At 70.8% G+C, this 16,189-nt stretch carries 14 protein-coding genes; 10 read left to right on the forward strand and 4 right to left on the reverse strand.

Annotated features, from left to right (window positions below; genetic code table 11):
• Positions 1 to 68: 68 nt before the first annotated feature.
• The 9 genes from OG453_RS04365 to OG453_RS04405 all read left to right on the forward strand — a co-directional run bounded on the left by OG453_RS04365 (position 69) and on the right by OG453_RS04405 (position 10,876).
• The gene (locus tag OG453_RS04365; RefSeq protein ID WP_266864666.1) at positions 69 to 923 is read left to right on the forward strand and encodes a DUF2797 domain-containing protein; all 855 of its coding nucleotides are present in this window, start codon (positions 69 to 71) and stop codon (positions 921 to 923) included.
• A gap of 114 nt (positions 924 to 1,037) precedes the next feature.
• Positions 1,038 to 1,382, forward strand: a complete 345-nt coding sequence (locus OG453_RS04370; RefSeq protein ID WP_266864668.1) for an antibiotic biosynthesis monooxygenase — start codon at positions 1,038 to 1,040, stop codon at positions 1,380 to 1,382.
• Positions 1,363 to 2,280, forward strand: a complete 918-nt coding sequence (locus OG453_RS04375) for an amidohydrolase family protein (RefSeq protein ID WP_266864670.1) — start codon at positions 1,363 to 1,365, stop codon at positions 2,278 to 2,280. The genes OG453_RS04370 and OG453_RS04375 overlap by 20 nt, the downstream gene beginning before the upstream one ends.
• 88 nt (positions 2,281 to 2,368) lie before the next feature.
• Entirely contained in the window at positions 2,369 to 3,130 is a 762-nt protein-coding gene (locus tag OG453_RS04380) for a response regulator transcription factor (protein ID WP_266864671.1), read from the forward strand.
• Positions 3,131 to 3,140: 10 nt separating this feature from the next.
• Positions 3,141 to 4,751: a cell wall metabolism sensor histidine kinase WalK gene (locus OG453_RS04385; protein ID WP_266864673.1), complete on the forward strand. Its 1,611-nt coding sequence runs from the start codon at positions 3,141 to 3,143 to the stop codon at positions 4,749 to 4,751.
• 26 nt (positions 4,752 to 4,777) lie between these two features.
• A complete protein-coding gene (locus OG453_RS04390) occupies positions 4,778 to 6,184 on the forward strand; it encodes a bifunctional glycosyltransferase family 2/GtrA family protein (protein WP_266864675.1) in 1,407 nt (468 codons plus the stop codon).
• Positions 6,181 to 8,367 (forward strand): glycosyltransferase family 39 protein, encoded by a 2,187-nt coding sequence (locus OG453_RS04395; protein ID WP_266864677.1) that lies wholly within the window; start codon positions 6,181 to 6,183, stop codon positions 8,365 to 8,367. The genes OG453_RS04390 and OG453_RS04395 overlap by 4 nt, the downstream gene beginning before the upstream one ends.
• Positions 8,368 to 8,471: 104 nt before the next feature.
• On the forward strand, positions 8,472 to 9,977 hold the full coding sequence (locus OG453_RS04400; protein ID WP_266864679.1) for an MFS transporter: 1,506 nt from the start codon (positions 8,472 to 8,474) through the stop codon (positions 9,975 to 9,977).
• A gap of 128 nt (positions 9,978 to 10,105) precedes the next feature.
• Positions 10,106 to 10,876, forward strand: a complete 771-nt coding sequence (locus OG453_RS04405; protein WP_266864681.1) for a TetR/AcrR family transcriptional regulator — start codon at positions 10,106 to 10,108, stop codon at positions 10,874 to 10,876.
• Between the two features lie 35 nt (positions 10,877 to 10,911).
• Here OG453_RS04405 and OG453_RS04410 read toward each other — a convergent pair whose 3' ends face one another.
• The 3 genes from OG453_RS04410 to OG453_RS04420 form a co-directional block, all read right to left on the reverse strand.
• Positions 10,912 to 11,736 (reverse strand): YceI family protein, encoded by an 825-nt coding sequence (locus OG453_RS04410; protein ID WP_266864683.1) that lies wholly within the window; start codon positions 11,734 to 11,736, stop codon positions 10,912 to 10,914.
• A gap of 162 nt (positions 11,737 to 11,898) precedes the next feature.
• Entirely contained in the window at positions 11,899 to 14,415 is a 2,517-nt protein-coding gene (locus OG453_RS04415; protein ID WP_266864685.1) for an MFS transporter, read from the reverse strand.
• A gap of 14 nt (positions 14,416 to 14,429) precedes the next feature.
• A complete protein-coding gene (locus OG453_RS04420; RefSeq protein WP_266864687.1) occupies positions 14,430 to 14,915 on the reverse strand; it encodes a MarR family winged helix-turn-helix transcriptional regulator in 486 nt (161 codons plus the stop codon).
• A 172-nt stretch (positions 14,916 to 15,087) separates the two neighbouring features.
• On the opposite strand from OG453_RS04420, the gene OG453_RS04425 reads away from it, so the two are divergent.
• Complete coding sequence (locus OG453_RS04425; RefSeq protein WP_266864689.1) at positions 15,088 to 15,291, forward strand: hypothetical protein; 204 nt, start codon at positions 15,088 to 15,090, stop codon at positions 15,289 to 15,291.
• Between the two features lie 103 nt (positions 15,292 to 15,394).
• On the opposite strand, the gene OG453_RS45095 is transcribed toward OG453_RS04425, so the two are convergent.
• Positions 15,395 to 15,637 carry a hypothetical protein gene (locus OG453_RS45095; RefSeq protein ID WP_323178603.1) on the reverse strand — a complete coding sequence of 81 codons (243 nt, stop codon included), beginning with the start codon at positions 15,635 to 15,637 and terminating at the stop codon, positions 15,395 to 15,397.
• Between the last annotated feature and the right edge of the window lie 552 nt (positions 15,638 to 16,189).

The following is a 16,189-nucleotide window of genomic DNA, read 5'->3' on the forward strand; positions in this document are numbered from 1 at the left end:
ACGTGTCACAGCCCCGCGCCCCTTCGGGGCGCTCCCGAACGGCTGCGGACTTCGACAAGACTGTCCCCATGGAGTGGCGCAGTGCGGGGTTGAGCTGGGCGGGCGGGGAGCCGGTGCTTGGCTGGGAGCGAGGGGACGTCAGCCCGTTGGTGGTGGGGCGGCACCTCGGGTTCCGGGCCGCCGGGCCGCGGCGGTGCGTGGGGGCGCGGGGGAATCCGTGCCCCGATGCCGCCGTGGTGGCGGGGCGGGCGACGCAGGCCCGGTGTGCGGAGTGCGCGCGGCTCGACCGGGCGCACTCGGTGGCCGCCGACACCATCGCCGACGATCCGCGGACCTATCGCGTCTACCTGGCGTGGTTCGGGCCAGGGATGGTGAAGGTCGGGATCACCCGGGAGGAGCGTGGCGCCGCGCGGCTGCTCGAACAGGGGGCGGTGGCCTTCGCCTGGCTGGGACGGGGGCCTTTGATGGCGGCGCGGCGGGCCGAGGAGCTGCTGCGGGTCGCGCTCAAGGTGCCCGACCGCATCTCGTACGCCAGGAAGCGCGCGATCAGGTCCGCGCTGCCGGGAGCGGCGGCGCGGCGCGGCGAGTTGGAGCGGATGCACGGCTTCGCCGTCGCGCTCGACGGGTGGCCCGAATCGTTGGAGCGGCTGTCCGAAGGGACCGTGGATCACGGGGAGGTGTTCGGAGTGGAGCGGCTCGCGGGGACCCGTGGTTACGCCGTCACGGAACTCGTCGACGGCGGGGTGGTCTCGGGGGAGCTGGTCGCCGTGGCGGGGCCCGATCTGTGTCTGGCTGACGCGGGGCGGCTCGTCGTGCTCGACAGCAGGCTGCTGCGGGGGTGGCGGCTCGAAGGGGTGCGGGGCGCGACGCGTACGACGGTTCCGGTGCGGGAGGTGCCGGTCGAGCAGGGCGGGCTGTTCTGAGACGTATGCCGTACGCCGCCGAAGCTGACCGGAGGGTCAAGTCTCGCTGCCCGTACGGCAATGAAGGCGGGGAAGGGGTGGACAGTGCGGGGCGCGTGGCCGAGCCTGAGGGACATGAGTGATCTTCCCGTGGCGCCTGTCCCGCCCTTTGAACCGCCTTACTACACCGTCGTGTTCACCTCTCTGCGGACCGAGGCAGACCACGGCTACGACGAGACCTCCGAGCACATGGAGGAGCTGGTCGCGAAGATCCCCGGCTTCCTGGGCATGGACTCCGCGCACACGCCCGGCGGCCTCGGCATCACCGTCGGGTACTTCCGCGACGAGGACGCGATCAAGGAGTGGCGTGCCGTGACGGAGCACCGTGCGGCGCAGCGGCGGGGGCGCGAGGAGTGGTACGAGACGTACTCCGTCCATGTCGCCAAGGTGGAGCGGAGCTATGGCTTTGAGCGGGGCTGACTCGGCGAGCCCGGACGGTAGGGGGGCCGCCGGCGTCGTCCGCTTCTGGGAGCGGCTCGGGCTGCCCGGACTCGTCGACGTACACACGCACTTCATGCCCGAGCGGGTCCTCGCGAAGGTGTGGGAGTACTTCGATTCGGCCGGGCCGCTGGTCGGGATGAAGTGGCCGGTGATCTACCGGCACGAGGAGGAGCAACGGATCGCGCTGCTCCGGGAGTTCGGGGTGCGGGCCTTCACGTCGATGGTCTATCCGCACAAGGCGGGCATGGCGCGGTGGCTCAACGGCTGGGCGGCCGAGTTCGCCCGCCGGACGCCCGACTGTCTGCACACGGCGACGTTCTATCCCGAGCCGGACGTCGAGGCGTATGTGCGCGAGGCCGTCGACGCCGGTGCGCGGGTCTTCAAGTCCCATGTGCAGGTGGGGGGTTATGACCCGGGCGATCCGCTGCTCGATCCTGTGTGGGGGCTGCTCGCCGAGGCCGGTGTCCCTGTCGTGGCGCACTGCGGGTCGGGGCCCGCGCCGGGCAAGCACACCGGGCCCGAGCCCATCGGCCGGCTGCTCGCCCGGCATCCCCGGCTGCGGCTTGTCGTGGCGCACATGGGGATGCCCGAGTACGCCGACTTCCTGACGCTCGCCGAGCGCTTCACGGAGGTCCGCCTGGACACGACCATGGTGTTCACCGACTTCACCGAGCGGCTCAGCCCCTTCCCGCGGGCACAGCTGCCGCGGCTCGCGGATCTGGGGGAGCGGATCCTGCTGGGCACGGACTTCCCGAACATCCCGTACGGGTACGTCCATCAGCTCGACGCCCTCGAACGGCTCGGCCTGGGGGACGACTGGCTGCGGGCCGTCTGCCACGGGAACGGGGCACGGCTTTTCGGGCTGCCCGTCGTCTAGGGCTGCCCGCCTAGCCGGGGCGCGTTTCTCAGGGAATTCACAGGTTCCGGCAAGGGGTCTCTCAGGGGCGCGGCGCAGGCTGTCGGCCATGACTACGACCTCGCCCCAGGGGCGTACCGAACTGCTCAGGCCGGACGGGAGTCCCGTACGCGTGCTCGTCGTGGACGACGAGGTGTCGCTGACCGAGCTGCTGTCCATGGCCCTGCGTTACGAGGGCTGGCAGATCCGCAGCGCGGGCGACGGGGCCGGTGCGGTGCGGGCCGCGCGGTCCTTCAGGCCCGACGCCGTGGTGCTCGACATGATGCTGCCCGACATGGACGGCCTCGCCGTGCTCGGCAGGCTGCGGCGCGAGCTGCCCGACGTACCGGTGCTCTTCCTGACGGCCAAGGACGCCGTCGAGGACCGCATCGCCGGGCTCACGGCGGGCGGCGACGACTATGTCACCAAGCCCTTCAGTCTCGAAGAAGTCGTGGCGCGGCTTCGCGGGCTCATCCGGCGGGCGGGGGCCAGCGGCCGACGCAGCGAGTCCGTGCTCGCCGTCGGGGACCTCACCCTCGACGAGGACAGCCACGAGGTGACGCGGGGCGGGGACTCCATCCATCTCACGGCCACCGAGTTCGAGCTGCTCCGCTATCTGATGCGCAATCCGCGGCGCGTGCTCAGCAAGGCGCAGATCCTCGACCGGGTGTGGAGCTATGACTTCGGGGGCCAGGCCAACGTCGTCGAGCTCTACATCTCGTATCTGAGGAGGAAGCTCGACGCAGGACGCGAGCCGATGATCCACACGCGGCGCGGGGCCGGGTATCTGATCAAGGCCGCCCCATCGGTCGAGGGCGCGGCCGCGTCATGAAGCAGGTCTCATGACGCGGCGGCGGCAGCCGCGGTCGCTGCGGACGCGGCTCGTCGTCTCGGCGGTGGCGCTGATCGCCGTCGTCTGCGCGGTGATCGCGACGGTGACGACCATCGCGCTGCGGTCCCATCTGTACGACCAGCTGGACGGCTCGCTCGGCACGGTCGCGATGCGCGCGTCGGGTCCGCTGCCGAAGCCGGGGGCCGACGAACACGGTGAGCCTCCCGCGGACCAGGGCGATCCGCTGAGGTTCGTCTCCAAGGGGCCCCAGGAGGTCGGCACCATCGGGGCCGTCGTCGAGGACGACGGCTCGGTCGGCCAGGCCCTGGTCAGCAACGAGCCCGACAGCGGATCCTTCGAGCCGCGGACCGAACGGCTCGACGCGGCGCAGTCCGACGCGCTCGGCTCCGTGCCACGCGACGAGGATCAGCACAACGTCGACATCCCCGGCCTCGGCGAGTACCGCGTGGAGTACGCGACAGGACCCAACGGCGACTTCCTCGTCGGCATCCCCACCGCCAAGGTGCAGAACACCCTCGAAACGCTGATCATCGTCGAGGTCAGTGTCACCGCCGCGGGCCTGGTCGCGGCCTCGCTCGCCGGTGCCGCCATGGTCGGCGTGGCGCTGCGCCCGCTGCGCCGGGTCGCCGCGACCGCGACCCGGGTCTCCGAACTCCCCCTGCACTCCGGCGAGGTGGCGCTGCACGAGCGCGTCCCCGACGCGGATGCGAGCACGGAGGTCGGGCAGGTGGGCGCGTCCCTCAACCGGATGCTCGACCATGTGCACTCTGCGCTGCACGCGCGCCAGGAGAGCGAGACGCGGGTGCGGCGGTTCGTCGCGGACGCCAGCCATGAGCTGCGTACGCCGCTCGCCTCGATCCGCGGGTACGCCGAACTGACCCGCCGGGGGCGGGAGACCACCGGGCCGGACACGCGGCACGCCCTCGGGCGCATCGAGTCCGAGGCGCAGCGGATGACGGGGCTCGTGGAGGACCTGCTGCTGCTCGCCCGCCTTGACGAGGGGCGGGACGGCGGCCTTCCCGGCGCGGCTGGTGCCGCCGGGGCCGCCGGTGCTGCCGGTGGCGCCGGGGCGAGACAACCGCTCACGTACGAGAGCACTGATCTCTCACCCCTGGTCGTCGACGCCGTAAGCGATGCGCGCGCCGCCGGCCTCGAACACCACTGGAGCCTCGAACTCCCCGACGAGCCCGCCCTGGTGCTCGCCGACACGGCCCGCCTCCACCAGGTCGTCGTCAACCTCCTCGCCAACGCCCGCACCCACACACCGCCGGGCACGAAGGTCACGGCCCGCGTGCTGCGGGACGCCGGGCACGGCGTACGCCTGGAGGTCCAGGACGACGGCCCCGGCATCGCCCCCGCCCTCCTCCCCCACGTCTTCGAACGGTTCGCCCGCGGCGACGCCTCGCGCTCCCGCACCGCCGGGTCCACCGGACTCGGCCTCGCCCTCGTGCACGCCATCGTGGCCGCGCACGGCGGCACCGTGGCGGTGGAGAGCGTGCCGGGACGGACGGTGTTCACGGTGACGCTGCCCGCCGCGCACGCCGCGAACTGCGAGGTCACGGACTCACAGTCGGACCACAGGCTCACCACACAGCCCTGACAGACCACTTGACGAATGTCGGTGGCATGCAAACCACCGACTCTTCCCCGGGCGGCGCTTGCTCGGTCACCCTGCCGGCGCGGGCGCACCTTCCCGCCGGATGGCGCGATGTGCCCGTCCTGGACATCGTGATCCCCGTCTACAACGAGGAGAAGGACCTCGGGCCGTGTGTGCGGCGCCTGCACGACCACCTCGTCCGCACCTTCCCCTACCCCTTCCGCATCACCGTCGCGGACAACGCGTCGACGGACGCCACGCCCCAGGTGGCCGCGGTACTCGCCGCCGCGAGCCCCGAGGTCGAGTACCGACGGCTCGAACAGAAGGGCCGCGGCCGGGCGTTGCGCGCCGTCTGGTCCGCATCGGACGCCCCCGTCCTCGCGTATATGGACGTCGACCTCTCCACCGACCTCAACGCGCTGCTCCCGCTGGTGGCGCCGCTGATCTCCGGCCACTCCGACCTGGCGATCGGGTCCCGGCTCGCGCGCAGCTCACGCGTGGTGCGCGGTCCCAAGCGCGAGTTCATCTCGCGTACGTACAACCTCATCCTGCGCGGCTCGCTGCACGCCCGCTTCTCCGACGCCCAGTGCGGATTCAAGGCGATCAGGGGCGATGTGGCGGGGGTGCTCCTTCCGCTGGTCGAGGACACCGGATGGTTCTTCGACACCGAGATGCTGGTGCTCGCCGAGCGCGCGGGGCTTCGCATCCACGAGGTGCCGGTCGACTGGGTCGACGACCCGAACTCCACCGTCCACCTGGTCAAGACGGCCACGGACGACCTCAAGGGGGTGTTGCGGGTCGGGCGCGCCCTCGCGGTCGGCGCGCTGCCGCTTGACCGGCTCGCCCGCCCCTTCGGCGACGATCCGCGGGACCGGCAGCTGACCGGCGTGCCCGGCGGACTCGCCCGCCAGCTGGTCGGCTTCTGCGTGGTGGGCGCGCTCTCCACGCTCTTCTATCTGCTTCTCTACTCCGGCTTCCGTACGTTCACGGGGTCGCAGGCGGCGAACGCGCTGGCCCTGCTGGTCTCCGCGGTCGCCAACACCGCGGCCAACCGGCGGCTCACCTTCGGGGTGCGCGGCCGCGACCGTGCGATGCGCCATCAGGCGCAGGGCCTGGTCGTCTTCGCCATCGGCCTCGCCCTGACCAGCGGTTCGCTGGCCGCCCTAGGCGCGGCTTCCGGCGACCCCTCCCACTCCACGGAGCTCGCGGTGCTCATCGCGGCCAACCTCGCGGCGACGGTCCTGCGGTTCCTGCTGCTGCGGGCGTGGGTGTTCCCGGAGCGGCGCTCCGACACCACATCCGCCGCACCGCCCGAAGCCTCGTACGAACTCACGCACGCACCCGACCACGCACCCGACCACGCACCCGACCACGCACCCGACCACGCACCCGACCACGCACCGGACTACGCACCCGACCCGAGGAACGCACGATGACGACAACTGCCCAGGTGGCTCAGCCACTTCACGAGGCGCCGGGTGAACACGCCCACCGGCGCTCCCGCGGGCTGCCCGCGCGGCTCTGGCGCGGTCGCGCCGACGATCCCCGCTGGGCGCGCCCCGCGTTCCTCGGTCTGCTGCTCGCCACCGCCGTCCTCTACCTCTGGAACCTCAGCGCGTCCGGTTACGCCAACTCCTTCTACTCCGCGGCCGTCCAGGCGGGCAGCCAGAGCTGGAAGGCGATGTTCTTCGGCTCGCTCGACGCGGGCAACGCGATCACCGTCGACAAGCCGCCGGCCTCGCTCTGGCCGATGGCCCTTTCGGTACGCCTCTTCGGGCTCAACTCCTGGGCGGTCCTTGCCCCGCAGGTCCTGATGGGCGTCGCGACGGTCGGCGTGCTCTACGCGGCGGTGCGCCGCCGCTTCAGCCCGGTGGCCGGACTGATCGCGGGCGCCGTGCTCGCGCTCACCCCCGTCGCCGCGCTGATGTTCCGCTTCAACAACCCGGACGCGATGCTCGCGCTCCTGATGACCGTCACCGTGTACTGCGTGCTCCGCGCCCTGGAGCACGGCCGCACCAAGTGGCTGGTCTGGGCGGGCGTGGCGGTCGGCCTCGCCTTCCTGGTCAAGACGCTGCAGGCGTTCCTGATCCTGCCGCCGCTCGCGGTCCTCTACGCGGTGTGCGCGCCGGTCCGCCTTCGCAAGCGCTTCGGTCAACTCGCCCTCTCCGGGCTCGCGATGGTCGTCGCGGGCGGCTGGTGGGTCGCGATCGTGGAGCTGTGGCCCGCGTCGTCACGCCCGTACATCGGAGGCTCGCAGAACAACTCCTTCCTCGAGCTGACCTTCGGCTACAACGGCCTCGGCCGCATCAACGGCGAGGAGACCGGCAGCGTAGGCGGCGGCGGAGGCCCCGGTGGCGGTGGCGGCGGCGGTCAGTGGGGCGAGACCGGCATCGGCCGGATGTTCAACTCCGAGATCGGCAGCCAGATTTCATGGCCGCTGCCCGCCGCACTGATCCTGCTCGTCGGCGGCATCATCCTCACCTGGAAGGCCCGCAGGACCGACACCACGCGCTCGGCGTTCGTGGCGTGGGGCGGCTCGCTGCTCATGACGGCCGCCGTCTTCAGCTTCATGGCGGGCATCTTCCACCAGTACTACACGATCGCCCTCGCCCCCTACATCGCGGCGCTGATCGGCATGGGCGCCACGGTCCTGTGGGAGGAGCGCGCCAAGTGGTGGGCGGGCGCGCTGCTCGGCGCGGCCGTCGCGGGCACGGCCTGGTGGGGGTACGTCCTGCTCGGGCGGACCCCGGACTATGTGCCGTGGCTGCGCTGGGCGGTCCTGACCGGCGGCCTCGCGGGCGCGCTCGGCCTGCTGCTCGCCGCACGCCTCGGGCGCCAACTGGCCATCGCCGCCATCGGGTTGAGCTTCGCCGCTTCGGTCGCGGGACCGGTCGCGTACACGCTCTCCACCGTGAACAGCGCGCACACGGGGTCGATCGTGACGGCGGGTCCGGCGTCGGCGGGCGGGATGGGCGGCGGACCCGGCGGCGGCGGTGGCGGCGGCCGGCCCGGCGGTGGTGGCGGGATGCAGCCGCCGGGCCAGAACGGTCAGCAGAACGGCGGGATGCAGCCGCCCACCGGAGGCCAGAACGGCGGCGGCATGGGCCAGCCCCCCGGCGGCCAGCAGGGTGGCCAGGGCAAGCAGCAGGGTCAGACCGGTCGCCAAGGCGGCATGCCCGGCGGCGGAACGGGCGAGCGCGGCGGCATGGGCGGAGGCGGCGGCATGGGCGGCCTCCTGAACGGCGCCCAGGTCAGCGCCAAGGCGAAGAAGCTCCTGGAGGCGAACGCCGAGGACTACACCTGGGCGGCGGCCGCCATCGGCTCGCAGAACGCCGCGAGCTACCAGCTCGCCACCGGCGACCCGGTGATGGCGATCGGCGGCTTCAACGGCAGCGACCCGTCCCCGACCCTGGCCCAGTTCAAGCAGTACGTGGCCGACGGGAAGGTGCACTACTTCATCTCGGGCGGCCAGGGCGGCCAGGGCGGCCAGGGCGGAGGCGGCGGCATGGGCGGCGACAGCGGCACCGCGTCGAAGATCACCTCCTGGGTGGAGGACTCCTTCAAGAAGGTCACGGTCGGCAGCGCCACGTTCTACGACCTGACGCAGCCCAAAACCTGACGCAGCCCAAGAGCTGACGGAAACCTTCTTGTACGGCGTACGGGAAATGCCTTACGGTGTACATCGCTCACCTCCCATACGCCGTACAAGAAGAAGGAGAGGGTATGACGGCAACGACGACCGCCGAGACCCCCACCACCCCCCAGGCGCACCCTCAGCGCTGGCTGATCCTCGGTGTCATCTGCCTCGCCACGCTCACCGTCCTCCTGGACAACACCGTCCTGAACGTCGCGATCCCCTCCCTCACCAAGGAGCTGGACGCGTCCACGGCCGACATCCAGTGGATGATCAACGCCTACTCGCTCGTCCAGTCCGGCCTCCTGCTCACCGCGGGAAGCGCCGCCGACCGCTACGGCCGCAAGAAGATGCTCGCCGCGGGCCTCGCCCTCTTCGGCATCGGCTCGCTGGTCGCCGGTCTCGCCCAGTCCTCCACGCAGCTCATCGCCGCGCGGGCCGGGATGGGCATCGGCGGCGCGCTCCTGATGACCACCACGCTCGCCGTCATCGTGCAGATCTTCGACGACAGCGAGCGGATGAAGGCGATCGGCCTCTGGTCGACCGTCAACTCCCTCGGCTTCGCGATCGGCCCGCTGGTCGGCGGCGTCATGCTCGACCACTTCTGGTGGGGCGCGATCTTCCTGATCAACATCCCCGTCGCGGTCCTCGGCTTCGTCGCCGTCGTGAAGCTGATCCCCGAGTCCAAGAACCCGCAGGGCGACCGGCCCGACCTGCTCGGCGCGGTGTTCTCCACCATCGGCATGGCGTCGGTCGTCTACGCGATCATCTCCGGGCCCGAGCACGGCTGGACGTCGACGCAGGTCCTTGTCGCGGCCGCGGTGGGTGTCGTGGTCCTCGGCGTCTTCGTCTGGTGGGAGCTGCGCATCCCGTACCCGATGCTGGACATGCACTTCTTCCGCAACCAGCGCTTCATCGGCGCCGTCGCGGGCGCCATCCTGGTCGCCTTCGGCATGGGCGGCTCGCTCTTCCTGCTCACCCAGCACCTCCAGTTCGTCCTGGGGTACGAGCCGTTGGAGGCCGGCCTGCGGACGGCGCCGCTCGCGGTCACCGTCGTCGCGCTCAACTTCACGGGCCTCGGCGCACGGCTTCTTAAGAAGACGAGCACTCCGGTCACCATCTTCATCGGCATGACCCTGCTCTCCGCGGGGCTCGCCGCGATCGCCGTGCTCGGCGGCGACAACTACGGCGGGATGCTGACCGGGCTCATCGTGATGGGCGCGGGCATCGCGCTCGCCATGCCCGCGATGGCCAACGCCATCATGAGCGCGATCCCGCCGGAGAAGGCGGGCGTCGGCGCGGGCGTCAACGGCACGCTCGCGGAGTTCGGCAACGGGCTCGGCGTGGCCGTCCTCGGTGCGGTCCTCAACTCGAAGTTCGCCTCGCTGGTGGCCGTGTCCGCGGCCTCGCTGCCTGCCGCGCTCGCCGCGGCCGATACGGAGGGCGAGCGGGCGAAGATCGCCGACGCCTTCTCGTCGGGCCTTGAGACCAGTCAGCTGGTGGGGGCGGTGGCGGTGTTCCTCGGAGGCGTTGTCGCCGCCGCGTTGCTGAAGCGGGCGGAAAGGGCAGACTCTGCCAAGACGGCGTCCGCTTAGCATCGAGTGCGGGCGGCGGAGTGGCTCATTCCGGCCGGTCCGCCGCCCGCTCCGGACCATCGGATATCGGTCATCGGTCATCGGTCATCGGTCATCGTGACAAGAGCTCAGGACCAGGAAGGTGCGCCATGGTGAAGGCAGCCGACCGCGCGAAGCGCCCCGCGCGGACCAGCGTCTGGCTGGAGGGCAAGGCCCCCCGGAACGGCGCGGGCCGCAGGAGTGATCAGCCGACAGGCCTGGACCGTGACCGCATCACCGAGGCCACGGTCCGCCTCCTCGACGAAGAGGGCCTCGCCAAGTTCTCCATGCGGCGCCTGGCCGCCGAGCTGAACGTCACGGCGATGTCCGTGTACTGGTACGTCGACACCAAGGACGACCTGCTCGAACTGGCCCTGGACGCGGCCGCGGGCGAGATGAACCTGCCGGACGCCGAGTCGGTCACGCCCGAGCGGTGGCGCGAGACGCTGCGCGAACTGGCTTCGGAGTACCGGGGGTTGCTGGTCCGGCACGCCTGGGTGTCACCGCTCGTCGGCAACTTCCTCAACATCGGCCCGAACTGGCTCAAGTTCGCGCTGACCGTGCAGGACGTGGTGCGCAAGACGGGTCTTCCGACGGAGAAGCAGACCGGTGCGATCGCCGCGGTCTTCCAGTTCGTGTACGGATTCGGCACCGTGCAGGGCCACTACCTCGCGCGGTGCGCCGCGGCCGGGATGACGCCCGCGGAGTACTTCAAGGAAGCCATGGGCGCGGTCAGGTCCGATCCGGGCCTTGAGGAGACCCTGCACAGCGCCTCCGAGATGATGGAGGCGCGGGGCGGGAGCACGGTCGAGGAGATGTGGGAACTGGACTTCGCAGTCGCCCTGGACCTGCTGGTGGCGGGCATCGAGGCACAGCTGTAGCGGGGCCCTGGGCCTGCGCCGTTGTGGCGCGGGGCTCAGCCCTGCGGCAGTGAATCCCCCTGCACCGCCTGGACGTCCAGCTCCACCCGGAGGGTCGTGCCGATCGCCGAGATGCCCGCCTGCACCACCTGGTTGTAGTTCATCGCGAAGTCCTCGCGGCGCAGCTCCGCCGTGGCCCGGAAGGCCGCCCTCGTGCCGCCCCAGGGATCCGCCCCCGTACCGAGATAGCTGAGCTCCAGGTCGACCGGGCGTACGACACCGTGCATGGTCAGTTCGCCGTGCACCGTCCAGCGGTCGGAGCCTGCGGGCGTGAGACCGGTCGAGCGGTAGGTGAGCTCGGGGTACTGGTCGACGTCCAGGAAGTCGGGGGACTTCAGGTGGCCGTCCCGCATGCCGTTGCCCGTGTCGATGGACGAGGACTTGATGACCGCCTCGACCCGGGACTTCTCGAGGTCCTCGGAGATGTCGATCCGCCCGCCGAACTCCGTGAACCGGCCGTGCACGCTGGTGATCCCCAGGTGCTGGGCCGTCGCGCCCACGGTGGAGTGCGCGGGGTCGATGGTCCACGGCCCCGGCGGCGGCAGCTCCGTGCCGCCCTGCCGGGCGAGGACGACGCTGCCGACCTCGGCACGGCCGCTCGCGGTGACGAGCGCGGTCGAGGCCACGGGCGCGTAACCGACCGCGGTGACGATCACCGTGTACGGTCCTGCCGGCAGCGCCGTGGTGTCGCGCACCGCGCCCTCCTCGTCCGCCGCGGCCCGCAGCACCTGCGTACCCGTCATGTCGGTGAGGGTGACGACGGCGTGGGATACCGCCCAGCCGTCTCGCGTCCGGATGCGCGCTGTAAGTCCCGGTCCCATCCCGTTTATCTCCTTGCCAAGCCAAGCTTCAAAAGAGTGCGGCCCCCGGCGGCGGTGACCCGGCCGTCCCCTGCCGTGTACGTCACCACCACCCGGGGGCCCTTTCCACACCGGCCCGCACGCGCGCATCCGCTCGAGTACGCGCGCACGGGCCGGGGTCAATCACTCGCCGGGGTGGGCGAGTTCGATGTCGTGGCCGTCGACGCCTTCTCCGGCGACGGTCAGGCCCGTCGCCACCGGCGGGTAACCGGTCGCGATGACCGTGTACTCGCCGTTGTCCAGGTCGGTGAAGGCGTACGCCCCGTCCGACCCCGTGGTGGCGGTGGCGACGACGTTGCCCGCCGCGTCCACCAGCGTGACCCGCGCGTCGTTCAGCGGCCCGCCCTTGGCCCGCACGGTGCCGAGCACCTGCGAACCGGACTTCAGCTCGACCTCGACCCGGGTGACGCCGACCGCGCCGACCTCGACCGGCAGCGCCATCGGCCGGTGCCCCGCGGCGTTCACCGCGATGGTCACCTGTCCCGGCACCAGCTCGGCGAAGGTGAACTCACCCTGGTCGGTGGTGAGTCCGGTGGCCAGCACATCGCCGCGTACGTCCGTCACGATGACCATCGCGCCGCCGACCGGCAGCTTGCCGTCGGAGGCCCGCACCACACCGGTGAGGCCGCTCGTGCCGCTCAGCAGGATGTCGTACGCGAGCGCATCGTCGGCCACGACGATCGTCGAAGCCTGCGGCTGGAAGCCGTCGGCCGACGCGATCAGTACGTACGAGCCCGCGCCCGGGGCGTCCACGGCGTAGGACCCGTCGCCCTGCGCCACCGCACGCCCCAGCTGCCGTCCCCCGAGGGAGATCAGCGTGACGGCGGCCCGCGGCACCGGAGCACTCTCCGCGCCCCGCACGAAACCGCGCACCGGAGTGCCGCCGCCCGTGGTCTGCACCGGGGCGTCCCCGGTGGCGGACGAGGCGACCGCGGCGAGCTTCTGCGTGCCCTCGGGCCCCGTCTCGGTGTGCGCCGCGACGGAGGCGAGGAGCGGCTGCTCGCCGGCGACCTCGGTGCCGGCCGGAGACTCGGACGGCTCGGACGACTCGGCGGCCTGGGCGAGGGCACCCGACGTACGCAGCGGGACCTCCTTGATGAAGAGCGTGATCAGGAAGGCGATCAGCGCCATCGGCGCGGCGATCAGGAAGACATCGGCGATGCCGTGCCCGTAGGCGCTCTCCATCACCGTGCGGAACGGCGCGGGAAGGGCGTCCAGATCCGGGATGCCGCCGCCACCGGTGCCGCCGTGACCCATGGCCGCGGCCTTCGGACCGAGGTCCTCCAGGCCGTCCTTCACGTAGTCGGTGATGCGCGTGGACATCACGGCACCGAGCACCGAGACGCCCATGGCGCCACCGAGAGAACGGAAGAAGGTGACGACGGAGCTCGCGGAACCGAGGTCCTCGGGAGCGACCTGGTTCTGCGTGGCGAGGACGAGGTTCTGCATCATCATGCCGATGCCGAGGCCCATGATCGCCATGAAGATCGCGATGTGCCAGTACTCGGTGTCGTACCGCATCGTGCCGAGCAGGCCGAGCCCCGCGGTCAGCAGCACACCGCCCGCGACCAGCCAGGCCTTCCACTTGCCGGTCTTGGTGATGATCTGCCCTGAGACCGTCGAGGAGACGAACAGACCACCGATCATCGGGATCGTCATGACGCCGGACATCGTCGGCGACTTGTCGCGCGCCAGCTGGAAGTACTGGCTGAAGAACACCGTGCCCGCGAACATCGCGACACCCACGAAGAGCGAGGCGAGCGAGGCCAGGGTGATGGTGCGGTTGCGGAAGAGCCGCAGCGGGATGATCGGCTCGCTCGCCTTGGACTCGACGAAGAGGAAGACCGCGCCGAGCAGCACCGAACCGCCGACCATCGCGTACGTCTGCCAGGACAGCCAGTCGTACTTGTCACCGGCGAAGGTGACCCAGACCAGGAGCAGCGAGACGGCCGCGGAGATGAAGAAGGCGCCGGCCCAGTCGACCTTGACGTCCCGCTTCACGACGGGGAGCTTCAGGGTCTTCTGCAGCACGATCAGGGCGATGATCGCGAAGGGCACGCCGACGTAGAAGCACCAGCGCCAGCCGAGCCAGTCGGTGTCGGTGATGACACCGCCGAGCAGCGGACCGCCGACGGTCGCGACGGCGAAGGTCGCGCCGAGGTAGCCGGAGTAACGCCCGCGCTCACGCGGGGAGATCATCGCGGCCATCACGATCTGCGCGAGGGCGGAGAGACCGCCCACGCCGATGCCCTGCACGACACGGCAGGCGATGAGCATGCCCGCGTTCTGCGAGAGCCCGGCGACCACCGATCCCAGGACATAAATGATCAGGGCTATCTGTACGAGCGCCTTCTTGCTGAAGAGGTCGGACAGCTTGCCCCACAGCGGGGTGGTCGCCGTCATCGCAAGCAGCGATGCGGTGACGACCCAGGTGTAGGCGGACTGGCCGCCGCCGAGGTCGCCGATGATTTCGGGCAGGGCGTTGGAGACGATCGTCGACGACAGGATCGCGACGAACATGCCGAGCAGCAAGCCGGACAGGGCCTCCATGATCTGGCGGTGCGTCATGGGGGCGCCGTCATCACGCGCCCCGTGCTTGGCGTGGCTGCCCCGCACACCGGATGGTGTGGTTGTTGCCATGGGCTTCCTCTTCGTTACGCGGGTGTACGGGTGGTCTCTTCAGAGGGGTGGGGAAGCCGGGCCGAAGCCGCACGGCAGTCCCCGAAGCTGTCGCGCAGTCGCGCGAGCAGCGTGCTGAGCTGGACGACCTCGTCGTCGGACCAGTCATGCAAGTAGTGGGTGAGCGTCTTGATCGACAGGTCATTCAGCTCTTCGAGCTTGGCCTTGCCCGCCGGGGTCAGGCGCAGGATCCGGGAGCGTTTGTCGGCGGGGTCGGGATCCCGGTGGATCCACTCCTTCTCCGCCACATGGGCCACGTGCCTGCTGGTCACCGACATGTCCACGGCGAGCAGCTCGGCGAGCCTGCTCATCCGCATCTCGCCGTGCCGGTCGAGCAGGACGAGTACGGCTGCGGATCCGCCAGGGCAGTCGGCCGGGAGGCCACGTCCCAGGCCGCGCTTCACGGCACCGATCGCGCTGAGCTGTCGGGCCAGCTCCTCGTACTGACGCTGCGCGGCCACGGCACCTCCTATGTTGTTGCTTAGGGCAACGATAGAGACAGTTGGTTGCCGCAGGCAAACTAAAACCGGACCAACGCCCTAAAGAGTCGGCAAAGGTCTGGGACCACCCTCGTAAAGTCCCTGGCCAGAGGGGGTTGGGCCGGGAGCGGAGGATTCGCTAGGGTCCTTCTCCATGGCACACAACCCCCAGGGTCCCCAGGGCAACCCCGACCCCGCCGGCAGCACACAGATGTTCCGCGCCTTCGTGGACGAGGAGCCGCAGGGCCGCGGCCAGCAGCAGACGGCAGCTTCCGCGGGCCCGCGCATCGGCTTGATCATCGGAATCGTGGTGGCGATCGCGGTGGTGGCGGGCGTGGCTTGGCTGGCCCTCAAGTAATTCAAGCGGCGGGGGCGCCCCTTTAGGGGCGCGGGGCTGTGACATGTGCGGCTCCGCCGCGTGGGCGCGACCAGCCACACGCGACCCGCAGTCGAAAACCCCGCTACTTCCACTTCACGGAGACGTCCCGAGTCTCCACATGCATGCCCAGCGGCACCCGCCACGCGTCCACGCACACGGACCAGGTCTTCTCCACCCGCTTCCCCGCGCCGATGGGCGCAGGCAGCTTCTCGGTGGACTCAAGCGTCGCCCAGTCGACGCCAAGTGCCCCGATGACGTGCGTCTCAAAGGTGACCGTGCCCGAACGCACCGCCGTTCCCCCGGTGTTGCGGAAGGCGACGGTCACCTTCTCGCACCACCGCTCATCCGCAGGCTTCAGCTCAGGTTCGCCGACACTCAGCTTCGCGGGCCCCGCAGGCGGCGCACTGCTGCCGGGCGCGGACGGAGGAGCCGAAGGACTCTCCGTACGACCGGAGTTGTCACCGCCGCTGTCAGGGGCCGAACCGCCGGGCGAGGCCGGAGCATCCGAACTCGCGCCGCCGTCAGACGGCTTGCCGCCAGGCGAGTCACTACCGGGCGACTCACCGACAGGACCGCCACCTGAGGAGTCACTCCCCTCCGGCGCCCGGGAGGAGTCATCCTTGCCGCCGGGCGGCGCCTCACTGCCGTCCAGTGGGACCAGCTCCACGTCTCCGGTAGGTGCCACGCCAGGACCAGCCTTCGCAGGGTTCTCCGCCGCTGCCCCGGTGGCGACATAGCCGTCGCCGCCCCCGCTGCCGCAGGCAACAAGCCCACCGCTCAGGCTGCCGCCCAGGCATAGCGCAGCCGCTACGTTCCGTACGCCACGTCGCATCGCGCCAGTGTGGCTGACGGTCCGTCACTTAGGAACCCCGTCAGC

Source organism: Streptomyces sp. NBC_01381 (genome assembly GCF_026340305.1).
Taxonomy (GTDB): domain Bacteria; phylum Actinomycetota; class Actinomycetes; order Streptomycetales; family Streptomycetaceae; genus Streptomyces.

Excerpts from the sequence above, each read along its gene's own strand:
- OG453_RS04365 (WP_266864666.1), top strand. The coding sequence starts at position 69 with ATGGAGTGGCGCAGTGCGGGGTTGAGCTGGGCGGGCGGGGAGCCGGTG.
- OG453_RS04370 (WP_266864668.1), top strand. The coding sequence starts at position 1,038 with ATGAGTGATCTTCCCGTGGCGCCTGTCCCGCCCTTTGAACCGCCTTAC.
- OG453_RS04375 (WP_266864670.1), top strand. The coding sequence starts at position 1,363 with ATGGCTTTGAGCGGGGCTGACTCGGCGAGCCCGGACGGTAGGGGGGCC.
- OG453_RS04380 (WP_266864671.1), top strand. The coding sequence starts at position 2,369 with ATGACTACGACCTCGCCCCAGGGGCGTACCGAACTGCTCAGGCCGGAC.
- OG453_RS04385 (WP_266864673.1), top strand. The coding sequence starts at position 3,141 with ATGACGCGGCGGCGGCAGCCGCGGTCGCTGCGGACGCGGCTCGTCGTC.
- OG453_RS04390 (WP_266864675.1), top strand. The coding sequence starts at position 4,778 with ATGCAAACCACCGACTCTTCCCCGGGCGGCGCTTGCTCGGTCACCCTG.
- OG453_RS04395 (WP_266864677.1), top strand. The coding sequence starts at position 6,181 with ATGACGACAACTGCCCAGGTGGCTCAGCCACTTCACGAGGCGCCGGGT.
- OG453_RS04400 (WP_266864679.1), top strand. The coding sequence starts at position 8,472 with ATGACGGCAACGACGACCGCCGAGACCCCCACCACCCCCCAGGCGCAC.
- OG453_RS04405 (WP_266864681.1), top strand. The coding sequence starts at position 10,106 with ATGGTGAAGGCAGCCGACCGCGCGAAGCGCCCCGCGCGGACCAGCGTC.
- OG453_RS04410 (WP_266864683.1), bottom strand. The coding sequence starts at position 11,736 with ATGGGACCGGGACTTACAGCGCGCATCCGGACGCGAGACGGCTGGGCG.
- OG453_RS04415 (WP_266864685.1), bottom strand. The coding sequence starts at position 14,415 with ATGGCAACAACCACACCATCCGGTGTGCGGGGCAGCCACGCCAAGCAC.
- OG453_RS04425 (WP_266864689.1), top strand. The coding sequence starts at position 15,088 with ATGGCACACAACCCCCAGGGTCCCCAGGGCAACCCCGACCCCGCCGGC.